11 protein-coding genes and 1 pseudogene are annotated in these 10,127 nt (G+C 65.3%); 4 read left to right on the forward strand and 8 right to left on the reverse strand.

Annotated features, from left to right (window positions below):
• Positions 1–6: 6 nt before the first annotated feature.
• The 7 genes from L2A60_RS13370 to L2A60_RS13400 form a co-directional block, all read right to left on the reverse strand.
• The gene (locus tag L2A60_RS13370; RefSeq protein WP_235704913.1) at positions 7–1,419 is read right to left on the reverse strand and encodes a carbohydrate porin; all 1,413 of its coding nucleotides are present in this window, start codon (positions 1,417–1,419) and stop codon (positions 7–9) included.
• A 38-nt stretch (positions 1,420–1,457) separates the two neighbouring features.
• Entirely contained in the window at positions 1,458–2,756 is a 1,299-nt protein-coding gene (locus L2A60_RS13375; RefSeq protein ID WP_235704914.1) for a Dyp-type peroxidase, read from the reverse strand.
• Positions 2,753–3,892: an NHL repeat-containing protein gene (locus L2A60_RS13380; RefSeq protein WP_235704915.1), complete on the reverse strand. Its 1,140-nt coding sequence runs from the start codon at positions 3,890–3,892 to the stop codon at positions 2,753–2,755. Before L2A60_RS13380 ends, L2A60_RS13375 begins: the two co-directional genes overlap by 4 nt.
• Positions 3,893–3,973: 81 nt before the next feature.
• Positions 3,974–5,020, reverse strand: coding sequence for an ABC transporter ATP-binding protein (locus L2A60_RS13385; RefSeq protein WP_235704917.1), 1,047 nt, complete (start codon positions 5,018–5,020; stop codon positions 3,974–3,976).
• A 2-nt stretch (positions 5,021–5,022) separates the two neighbouring features.
• Positions 5,023–6,603, reverse strand: coding sequence for an ABC transporter permease (locus L2A60_RS13390; protein WP_235704918.1), 1,581 nt, complete (start codon positions 6,601–6,603; stop codon positions 5,023–5,025).
• A gap of 20 nt (positions 6,604–6,623) precedes the next feature.
• Positions 6,624–7,673: an extracellular solute-binding protein gene (locus L2A60_RS13395; RefSeq protein ID WP_235704919.1), complete on the reverse strand. Its 1,050-nt coding sequence runs from the start codon at positions 7,671–7,673 to the stop codon at positions 6,624–6,626.
• A gap of 44 nt (positions 7,674–7,717) precedes the next feature.
• Entirely contained in the window at positions 7,718–8,035 is a 318-nt protein-coding gene (locus L2A60_RS13400; RefSeq protein WP_235704920.1) for a VOC family protein, read from the reverse strand.
• 158 nt (positions 8,036–8,193) lie between these two features.
• Between L2A60_RS13400 and L2A60_RS20910 the strand changes: the two are divergent.
• The 3 genes and pseudogenes from L2A60_RS20910 to L2A60_RS13410 all read left to right on the forward strand — a co-directional run.
• Positions 8,194–8,370 (forward strand): annotated as a pseudogene (locus L2A60_RS20910) (SRPBCC domain-containing protein); the annotation flags it as partial.
• A 109-nt stretch (positions 8,371–8,479) separates the two neighbouring features.
• Complete coding sequence (locus L2A60_RS13405; protein WP_235704921.1) at positions 8,480–8,953, forward strand: VOC family protein; 474 nt, start codon at positions 8,480–8,482, stop codon at positions 8,951–8,953.
• 54 nt (positions 8,954–9,007) lie between these two features.
• Entirely contained in the window at positions 9,008–9,214 is a 207-nt protein-coding gene (locus tag L2A60_RS13410; protein WP_235704922.1) for a hypothetical protein, read from the forward strand.
• Between the two features lie 5 nt (positions 9,215–9,219).
• Here the strand turns inward: L2A60_RS13410 and L2A60_RS13415 are convergent, their stop codons facing one another.
• Positions 9,220–9,477, reverse strand: coding sequence for a hypothetical protein (locus tag L2A60_RS13415; protein WP_235704923.1), 258 nt, complete (start codon positions 9,475–9,477; stop codon positions 9,220–9,222).
• 186 nt (positions 9,478–9,663) lie between these two features.
• Here L2A60_RS13415 and L2A60_RS13420 point away from each other — a divergent pair, with 186 nt between their 5' ends.
• On the forward strand, positions 9,664–9,894 hold the full coding sequence (locus L2A60_RS13420) for an AbrB/MazE/SpoVT family DNA-binding domain-containing protein (RefSeq protein ID WP_235704924.1): 231 nt from the start codon (positions 9,664–9,666) through the stop codon (positions 9,892–9,894).
• Positions 9,895–10,127: the final 233 nt, after the last annotated feature.

The following is a 10,127-nucleotide window of genomic DNA, read 5'->3' on the forward strand; positions in this document are numbered from 1 at the left end:
GATCGTTCAGAACGTCACATTGGTTCTGACGCCGACGATCAGCTCGTTGCGCAGCTTGCGGGCCGGATCGGCCGGGTCGGGGATGCCGCCGCCGGGATTTGCGACATACTGGATATCCGGCTGAATCTGCCACCAGGGTGCGACCTGGATCTGGTAGGTCGCTTCGATCAGAGTCTCGATACCCCGAACCGGGTAAGGTGTGCCGGTGTAGAAGCCGACGGCACGGTCATAGGCAGCGGCGGCGCTGCTTACCTTGCCGATGCCGAGATCGATGCCGGCGGCATCGTCGTCGCGGCCGGGCAGCGGATCGGTCAGGGTGACGCCGCCATTGAAGAAATACTGGATCAGGTTGCGATCGCCCGGCGCGCCCATCGCGCGGGCGAAGACGTTGAGCGTGCGGGCCTTGTTGGCCTTGGATTGCCAGACCGTCTGATCCGCCACCGCGTAGAGGCTGTAATCGTGCCCGCGCTGCGCCGGAATGCCGGTGCCTGCGGGGTTGGCGAGGGAGCGGCCGGCAGTGTCGACCGCCTGGTCGGGGAAGCGCGCGGTGTCGTACCAGAAGCCGAGCTTGTAGGTGCCGGGCAGGGTTGGCGCCAACCGGGCACTATACTGGAATTCGGCGATGAACAGCGCGCCGGTGCCGGTATTGAAGCGGGCCCCGCCGGCATCGCGCGATTGCGGGTCGTCGTTGAACGGACCGCCGGGCGGATTGTCGTCGAACACGCCGATCAGGATGGTTTCGTCGTCGGCGGGCTTGTATTGCAGCCGCGCGCCGAGCGAGGACAGCGGATAGGCGGGACCGCCGGCATAGAGATCGTCCGACGGGACCAGCGGCCAGCCCGCCATGGTGTTGACGAACAGGCCGGAATATTTGCTGACGATGAATTCCTGATCGATGCTCTGCTGGCCGATCTTCACGTCGACCCGGCCGCGATCGAAACCCTGATCGTACCAGAGTTCCCAGAGCCGGGTGGAATTGTCGGCCTCCGTACCGCTCGCGGTCTGCAGATCGTCGAGATAGAAGGGGCTGAGGCTGCGGCCGTGGACCTGCAGCGCGCTGACATTGACCATGCCGTCCGGGATGCCGTCCGGGATGCCGAACGCCTTGGCGGTGTCGATCCGCAGCGTGACGGTCGTTAGTCCCTGCATCGTCGCACCGCGTTTGACCCCGCCCGAAACATTGCCGAGCAGGGTTTCGGTATCGGTGCCGCCGAGGACGATGCCGGAATCGCCGGGTTTGGTGCGCAGCCCGCCGATCGAACCCAGCATCGTGTCGCGCGACCAGATGTCGTCATTCGACTGTGCCTCGGCCGGGGCCGTGGCGGCGAACAGAACGCCGAGTGTGACGCCTGCCATGAGGCCGGGGCGGCGGAACCGGCGCGCATCAGCCCGTGACCGCCCGAACGACGGTGTTCCCATTGCAGTCGCTCCTGCTATCGAGATGTTGGAAGATCGAGTCAGGTTTCGAACAGCGCCTGGCCGATATACAAGCCTTTGCGAATTCCGCCAGGGCAGGCGAAGATCGCGCTGCCGACATGGGTGGTGAATTGATTGAGCGCGTCGAGCCGCGACATTTTCTCGAACATCGGGATGAAACCGAGGCGCGGGTCCTTCTGATAGGCGACGAACATCAGCCCCGCATCATATTCCATCACCTGTTTCCAGGGTGGCCATCGTTCGGCGACGAAGGAGGCGCCGTCGCTGTAATTATAGGCGCGGCGCAGGATTTGCGCGCCGGCGTTCTGCTCCGGCGCGCCGAGACGTGCATGGGCGGTGGCGGGGATGACCGGATTGCCCCCCTTGTCCTGTGCGTTCAGGTCGAGCGGGTCGAATTCGCGGGCACGGCCGAGCGGCGCGCCGCTGAGCTTGTGCCGGCCGATCGTGCGTTCCTGAAACCCGAGCGTCATCTGGTCCCAATGCTCCAGCGCGATGCGGATGCGGCGAAACACGGCGTAGCTGCCGCCCTGCATCCAGCGCGGCGCCTCGGCACCCGCCCAGAGGTGATCGTTCATCGTTTTCGCGTCGCGGATCGAGGGATTCATCGTCCCGTCCTTGAATCCCATCAGGTTGCGCGCCGTGCCATTGACCCGATGCGCGGTGGAGAACCCGGCCTGGGTCCAGCGCACGATGGCGGTATCCCGCGCCAGCCGGACCAACTCGCGAACGGCGTGAAACGCGACCTGCGGGTCATCGGCGCTGGCCTGAACCGAAACGGCACCGCCGCAATGGCGTTTTTCCAACTGGTCGCCCGGAAACACCGGCAGATCGACCAGGGCGGCGGGACGCTGCCCGGCCAGGCCGAAGCGATCCTTGCCGTTCAGCATGAACAGATCGGGGCCGAACCCGAAGGTCAGGGTCAGGCGTGCCGAGCCGAGACCGAGCGCATCAAGGTTGTCGAACGGGCGGTTTGGGCTGGCCGGAGGTGCTGCGATGCGGCCCGTGGTCATGCGTTCGGCGGCGTCGGTCCAGGCTTGGAGCATCGCGATCACCGGCTTGCGATCGGCGGCGGCGAGATCGAGCGCGGCGAGATCGAGCGCGGCGAAATAGGTGCTGCCCTGCATGGGGTTCGGCGTTGCGATGCCGTTCTGATGCGGGCCGAAAAACGGCTCGGCCGCATCGTCCGGCGTGGCGCGTGGCGCGCTTGTCTCGCCGCCCGCGAACGCCGTGTTCGCGCCCAGCGCGGCACCAGCGATGCCGCCGCCGGCGGCGATGAAGCGGCGGCGCGATCCGGCGGGCTGGGCGTCCGCCCCGGTCATCGGCGCGCCTCCATCAGCGTATTGGTGTCGTCCTGCGCGTAATAGAACCCTGACCCGTCCGGCTTCATCGCGATGCCGAAGAGATCGCCGTTACCGGGCGGGGTCTGCGCCGCATCGGCGTCGATCCATCGCGCGCCGCGCTGGGTGCCGGATCGCGGGTCGATTTCCACGACCTGGCCGTTCAGCGCGTTGGTCGCGAGTAGGTCGCCGTTCGGCGCCATCGCCAGCGCCAGCGGGCGTTTCAGCATTCCGCCGGAGGTGACGATTGTGCCGGTGCCGGTGCCGGTGCCGGTGCCAGTGCCGGCGGTGCGGATCGCTGCGTCCTTGATCGCGACGACCCGGTTGGCCACGGCGTCGGAAACATAGAGCGTGCCATCTTGGCCAAGCGCCAGCCCGGTCGGGCCGATCGCGAAGGCGCCGGCATCGGAGACCGCGCCGAAACCACCGCCGATCACCGTCGAGGATACGACCGATGGCGGCTGGCCGGCCGGAATCGCCAGATCGAGCAGCAGGATCGTTGCCTTGTGCCGGACCGGCTGCCCCGGCGCGCCCATGCCGAAACCGATATTGCTGACGAACAGCGTCGCCGCCGTACCGCGGTCGATCACCGCCATATTGCCCCAGGGGCCGTCGATTTCTGGGCTGGTGATCGTTTTCACGACCTTGCCGCTGGAATCGAGCACGATCAGGCAGCCGCGCCCCAGGGTTCTGGTGGTCCCGTCCTTGCTCGGCATGCTGCCGACGATCACCCAGCCCGATTTCAGCATGGTCATCGCCGTGGTCAGGCCGATGCCGCCGGGGCAGGCGGCGAGATTGGCCGGCACGTCGGCGAACAGCCGGGTCGTTTTGGCGGTCGGGTCGTATTGCATGATCGTGGTTCCGGTTCCCTGCAAATTCTTCCGGTTGTTGAAATTGTCGAACAGCACGTCGCCCTGTTTGATCGCGCCGGCCGAGACGGGCGCGACCACCAGCGAATAGGGATTCTCGTCGCCGTTCGCCGGAATCGACGAGGTCAGAAGCGCGTGCTTGCGGAGTCCCGCGAGGTAGGACGGGTCTCGCGGCGCGGCGGCGCCGAGGCCGATCGCGCCGGCGAGCAGGCAGGCGATGGTCAGAGGGCGGGTCGGCAATCGGATCATCGAGCGCTCCTTGAGTTGTATTTAACAATAGTTCTCATTCGCAAAATACGACCGTGCGACTGTGTCATGCGAGATTCCAGGTCAATCCGCTGCGATGGCGTCAGGAAAGGCGGCGACCGTGCCCTCGACCAGAAGGCCGATGCGGCCGGAGGAATGCGGCAAGGTGTGGCTGAACACGCGGGACAGCAGCATCGGCGCCGCAGCATCGGCGAGGCGCAGTTCGATCAGCGCGTCATGCCCGAAATAATGCGTGGCTTCGATCAGTGCCGCCGTGCTGCCGGCGGTCGCCTCGGGAACCGGGCGGATCTGTTCGGGGCGGATCATGATCGTCACCGCGCCCTGCATCGGTTCGGCGAGGGCGAGCGTGCCGAGCGCGCAATCGGCCTCCGCGCCGTGCGCCATGGCGGGTAGCAGCACCGCCTCGCCGACGAACTGGGCCAGGGCCGCGTCGCGCGGCCGATGATAGAGCGACGCAGGATCGGTGTGCTGGACGATCCGCCCGTCGCGCAGCACCGCGACCCGATCGCCCATCGACAAGGCTTCCGCCTGATCGTGGGTGACCAGAATGGCGGTCGCTCCGGTGGCTTTCAGGGCGGTGGCAACGGTCTGGCGCACATCCTGGCGCAAGGTGGCATCGAGCGCCGAGAACGGTTCATCGAGCATAACCAGCCGTGGCGACGCCGCCAGCGCCCGCGCCAGAGCGACCCGCTGCTGCTCGCCGCCGGACAATTGATGCGGGCTGCGCGCGGCGAAATCGGCCGGCAGCCCGACCATGGCGAGCAATTCGACGATCCGCGCGTCGTGCCGGCCGCGCCCGAGGCCGAAGGCGATGTTCCGCCCCACCGAGAGATGCGGAAACAAGGCACCTTCCTGGGCAAGATAGCCGATCCGCCGCCGCTCCGGCGGTACATGAAGAGAGGGGTTGGCCACGGCGACGCCGTCGATGGCGATCGACCCGGCATCGACCCGGTCGAACCCGGCGATCAGGCGGAGCAAGGTGGTCTTGCCGCTGCCCGATGCGCCGAGAATCGCCAGCACGTCGCCGGACCGAACGGCGAGGTCGACCCGGTCGAGCACCGTGCCGGCGCCGAACCGCTTGACCACGCCGCCGATATCGAGAGCGGCCATCGTCAGTCTCCGAAATCGACGCGTAGGGACGTAAAGCCGAAGCGCCGCGCGAGCAGCCAGCTCGCGGTCATCGACAGGGCGATCAGCACCGCCGCATAGGGTGCGGCGGCGGCGAAGGCGAGGGTCGAGGTATCGCCCCAGATGCGGATCGCCAGGGTTTCGGTGCCGATCGGCGCGAGCAGGAGGGTCGCGGTCAGTTCGGTCGACACCGCGATGAACACCAGCGCCGCGGCGGCGCCGAAACCGGGTGCCGCGAGCGGCACGGTAACCTGCCACAGCACCTGGAACCAGTTCGAACCCAGCGAGCGCGCGGCTTCCTCCAGCCGCCGGTCGGCCTGCAGCAAGGCAGCGCGGATGCCGACCAGCGCATACGGCATGAACAGGATGGCATAGGCGATCAGGAGCAGCAGCGTGCTTTCGTAGAGCGCCGGCACCGCGCGCACGGTCGCGGTGATCAGCGCGAGCGCGATGACGATGCCCGGCACGCCCTGGGCCAGCCAGGCGCCGCGTTCGAGTGGAGCGGTCAGCCTGAAACGCGGCCAGCGGGCGGACAGGACGGCGAGGGGCAATGCCAGAATCAGGGTGAGCAGGGCGGCGCCTGCCCCGAGTTCCACCGTGCTGAGCGTCGCCATCAGCAAGGCGCGCGGCGAGGCTTCGTCCGGCGTGATCGCCGCGGCACCATGCTGGGTCAGCCAGAACAGTACAGTGAGAATCGGCACGCAGAGCGACAGGAAGGCGAACAGGGCGAAACCCGGTATCGCGGCCCATCGCCAGCGTCCAAACCGATAGGGCGCCGCCTGTCGCCGCGTTCCTTTGCCGATCCGGGCATAATGGGCATCGCGGCGCAGCGCCGCTTCGGCGGCGAGGCAGGCGAGGCAGAAGATCAGCAGGATGATCGCAAGTGCGGCGGCTTCCGCGCCGTCGAACCCCGAGCGATAGGCGGCGTAGATTTCGGTGGTGAAGGTGCGGAAGCGCATCAGGGCGAACGCGCCGAATTCGATCAGGGCGTTCAGCGCGACCAGCAGCGCGCCGCCCAGTATCGCCGGGCGCAATTGCGGCAGGATGATCCGTCGGATGCAGCGCCATGGCGTGTCGCCCAGCGCCCGCGCGGAATCCTCCAGCGCCGGATCGAGCCCGCGCAAGGCGGCGGCGACCGGCAGATAGACCAGCGGCGTGTAGGCGAACACGGTGACGATCAGCGCGCCGCCGAATCCTTCAAGATCGGGGCTGATCGACACCCAGGCATAGCTCGCGACGAAGGCCGGTACCGCCAATGGTGCTACGGCCAGCACCGCCCAGACCGAACGTCCCGGCAGATCGGTGCGTTCGATCAGGAATGCGGCGATCGTGCCGAGCGCGATGCAGCATGTCGCGGCGGTGACGGTCAGCATCACGGTGTTGAGCAGAAGAACGCCCACCAACGGCCGCCAGACCAGATCGATCACCTGGCGGCCACCGGCCGCCGCTGCATCCGCCAGGGTGATCCCGATCGGCAGCAGAACCAGCGCTGCCGGAATCGCGCTGATCAGCACCAGCCCGAGCGGCGGGCGCGGAACAGCGGATAATGCGCGGAATGACGTCACCGCCCCGGTCCTCCTGGCGATCAGATCAGTCCGGCTTGTTGCACCAGCCGCGCCGCCTCGCGGTCGTTGCCCAGTTGCGCGGGCGCGATCGCCGGCGGATGCAACGTGTCCATCGGTGCGAGCAGCTTGTTCGGCGCGATGCCGGGACGCAGCGGGTATTCGTAATCCACCGAGCTTTTCGCGAACATCGACTGCGCCTCGGCGCTCACCAGAAATGCCAGGAATTGCTGCGCTTCCTTCCGGTGATGCGACGATGCCAGAATGCCGGCGCCCGATACGTTGATCAGGTTGCCGACATCGCCTGGCGCGAAATGTGCGATCCGGCTCGGGGTATGCGCCGGGCCCATCTCGGTGCGCAGCCGCGCCCAGTAGTAGTTGTTGATGATGCCGGTCGCGACACTGCCGCGATTCACCGCGGCGACCACCGATTCGTCGTCCTGGTAGATTTTCGCGTTGCGCTTGAGGCCCTTGAGCCAGGCCAGCGCTTTCGTCTTGCCGTCGGCATGGATCACCGCGCCGACCAGGGGCAGGAAATCGGCATCGCCCGGCGCGATCGCGACCTTGCCCTTCCAGGCCGGCGCGGCAAGATCGAGCAGATGCTTGGGCAGGGTTGCGTGCTGGATCAGTTTCGGATTCCAGGCCAGCACGTTCTGCCGTTCCAGCACGCCGAGCCAGCTGCCATCCGCCGCGCTGTCGGCGCGCGGGACGAGCGCGAGCGTTGCCTTGGCGATCGGCGCGAGAAAATGCTTCTGATCGAGCAACGTGAGTTCCGGCGAATTCTCGACGAACACCAGATCGGCCGACGAGTTTTTTCCCTCGCGCAGAATCTGGTTGGCGACTTCCGGCCCCTCGCCGCTATGGACCCGGATTGCGATTCCGGTTTTTGCCTCGAACGCCCCGGTCAGCATCGCCACTACTTGCGGATGCTGTGCGCTGTAGAGAATCAGCGCGACTTTGGCCTGGGCAGGGACCGCGCTCCCCGCCGATATGCCAGCGCCGATCAGACCCGTCAGAACGAACTGAACCAGGCGATCGGATCGACCGGAACGCCGCAGCCGAAGCAAACCCATGGAAAATCCTTTCATGCTCGATCAAATGAGAATGAGAACTATTATTAATTGTTAGGAATGCGGATATAGGACCAGACAGATCCTGTCAACCAGTGGAAATGGGGGCCGATGAAAAGGGAGGGGGTTGCCGAACTCGCGGTTGCGGTCTGGCGCGGCGGCTGGGCGCTCGCCGCCGCGCCATTGTCATGCGGGCGGAATTGCGGCTTGATCGGCCCGTTGAACGCCCAGATCACGCCGAACGGGTCCTTGGTCTGGCCGTAGCGATCGTCCCAGAACATATCGGCGGCCGGCATGCTCGCAGTGCAGCCGGTTTCGGTCGCGCGGCCATAAGCGGCATCGACATCCGCGACCGGCAGCATCATGCTGAACGCGACGGGTTCCTTCAGCGAATGGCCGCGCGACCGAACCCGGCCTGCTGAGGCAGTGGTTTGCGCCCGCGCCCTACACCACCCCAGTGGCCGAGGTGGATTTGCGGGTCGGCGGAGTGAACCGCATCGTGATGTGAGGGCCCGATGGCCAGGACATCGATTGCTCCGGCACCTACCTGGACATCGTGCCGGGGCAGAGACTGGTGTTCACCGATGCCTATACCGGCGACTGGATGCCGAAAACCTCATGCAAGCCGTTCATGACCGCGATCGTCACCTTCGACGACGAGAACGGCAAGACGCGCTACACCGCGCGGGTGCGGCACTGGAATGCCGAGGACAGAAGACCCACGAGGAGATGGGCTTTCATCGAGGCTGGAGCCAGTGCGCCGATCAGCTCGTCACACTCGCTGGAACCATTTGAAACCGGAGACAACCATGACCATTCAGACGATCACCCCGTTCCTGTGGTACGATGCCGATGCCGAGGACGCCGCGAGATTCTACGTTTCGATCTTCGGCAATTCCCGCATCACCCATCTCTCGCGCTACGGCGATGCCGGGGCCGGCCCGAAAGGCAGCGTGATGGTGGTCGGCTTCGAGCTCGAAGGGCAGCGTTTCACCGCGCTCAACGGCGGTCCGGCCTTCAAGCTGAGCGAAGCCTTTTCACTGCTGGTCGATTGCACCGAGCAGGCGGATATCGACCGGCTATGGACCGCGCTGGGCGAAGGCGGGTCGTACAATGTGTGCGGCTGGCTGAAGGACAGGTTCGGCCTGTCCTGGCAGATCAATTATGCCGGGCTGCCCGCACTGCTGACCGGCGATCCCGGAAAAGCCGAGCGGGTGATGGGCGCGATGATGGCGATGACGAAGATCGACGTGCAGGCGCTGAAGGATGCCGCCGCGGGCTGATCCTGCGCGGCGTTTTCCGCACTGACGCATGACCGGCTCGCGCCCGTCTCCGGGATGGAGCGGGGAATCGCGACGGGTTGGCCGCAAGTGTTGTCGGTCCTCAGAGGAGGGCCGCTGCATGGTTATGCCGTGATCAGCGCGCTTCGCGAGCGCATCGCCGACGATTCCTACATGGACCAGGGCATCCAGATCCTCAATCGGGCTCAGAACGCGCACCGGTTGTTCGCGGTCCAGCTCGCGAAAGAGAAACGGAGCCTCTGAATTTCCTACTTTCGAACTGCACCTGAAAGCACGGCGCGCTCACCGTCGAGTTCAAAGAACTCTTTGATATCCTTGCAGAAATCATCGCCAAGGCCACCCATCTCGAAGCGGCCGAAGGGATGGAATTTGCAAAATACGAGATATGGCTGCCCTTCGTGGATGATTATCGAACCAAGTGCATCGTGCCAAGATCCTCGTTTCGTCTGATCCTTGAAGCCGCGACACATCTGGGACTTGCAGCATGACCACGTCAGTCCGCTCATGTGCTCGACAGCGGAGAATAGCAGAGGAGCCCGCCAAAACGATATGAGCCTCATTTGCGCCCTTGCACCTTATTTACGACCTGCCGGCCCGATCGGGCGGTAGTCATCCCAGCCCGGCTCGCATTATCTTGACCGGGTACGGTAATGGATATACATCTAACTAGATGTGTATCTTTTGAGGGCCGCATGCAGGTAGCCAAATGGGGCAATAGCCTAGCCGTTCGCCTTCCTGCGGCTGTTGTTGAAGCCCTCGAATTGAGGGAAGGCGACGAAATCGAGATCCATGTCGCAGACATCCGGCAGCTTGGCGTCGTGCGAAAACCTGGGCGCGAAGAGCTTTTGAAGCGTCTCCGTGCCTTCCGCGGCCGGCTTCCCGCCGACTTCAAGTTTGACCGAGACGAGGCGAATGCCCGGTAGCTTTTTCGACACCAACGTACTCGTATATATCGCTTCGGGCGATGCCGTGAAGGCGGACCGGGCGGAGGCGTCCATTGCTGCGGGTGGAACGATCAGTGTCCAGGTTCTAATCTTACTGTGTCACAAAATTCTTGCAGCGATTCGTTGACGCGTGTGAGTGGGTAGAGATTCTGACTCGTGGAGGCGGGTGGTGGGTCTCGAATCGAACACGCAAGGCAGCGAATCACGTCTGG

It is taken from the genome of Acidiphilium iwatense, from assembly GCF_021556475.1.
In the GTDB taxonomy this organism is placed as follows: Bacteria; Pseudomonadota; Alphaproteobacteria; order Acetobacterales; family Acetobacteraceae; genus Acidiphilium; species Acidiphilium iwatense.

Bases quoted from the DNA above. Each gene is read 5' to 3' on its own strand.
- L2A60_RS13415 (WP_235704923.1), bottom strand. From the start codon at position 9,477: ATGAGCGGACTGACGTGGTCATGCTGCAAGTCCCAGATGTGTCGCGGC.
- L2A60_RS13405 (WP_235704921.1), top strand. From the start codon at position 8,480: ATGACCATTCAGACGATCACCCCGTTCCTGTGGTACGATGCCGATGCC.
- L2A60_RS13380 (WP_235704915.1), bottom strand. From the start codon at position 3,892: ATGATCCGATTGCCGACCCGCCCTCTGACCATCGCCTGCCTGCTCGCC.
- L2A60_RS13400 (WP_235704920.1), bottom strand. From the start codon at position 8,035: ATGATGCTGCCGGTCGCGGATGTCGATGCCGCTTATGGCCGCGCGACC.
- L2A60_RS13395 (WP_235704919.1), bottom strand. From the start codon at position 7,673: ATGGGTTTGCTTCGGCTGCGGCGTTCCGGTCGATCCGATCGCCTGGTT.
- L2A60_RS13370 (WP_235704913.1), bottom strand. From the start codon at position 1,419: ATGGGAACACCGTCGTTCGGGCGGTCACGGGCTGATGCGCGCCGGTTC.
- L2A60_RS13375 (WP_235704914.1), bottom strand. From the start codon at position 2,756: ATGACCGGGGCGGACGCCCAGCCCGCCGGATCGCGCCGCCGCTTCATC.
- L2A60_RS13420 (WP_235704924.1), top strand. From the start codon at position 9,664: ATGCAGGTAGCCAAATGGGGCAATAGCCTAGCCGTTCGCCTTCCTGCG.
- L2A60_RS13410 (WP_235704922.1), top strand. From the start codon at position 9,008: ATGGAGCGGGGAATCGCGACGGGTTGGCCGCAAGTGTTGTCGGTCCTC.
- L2A60_RS13385 (WP_235704917.1), bottom strand. From the start codon at position 5,020: ATGGCCGCTCTCGATATCGGCGGCGTGGTCAAGCGGTTCGGCGCCGGC.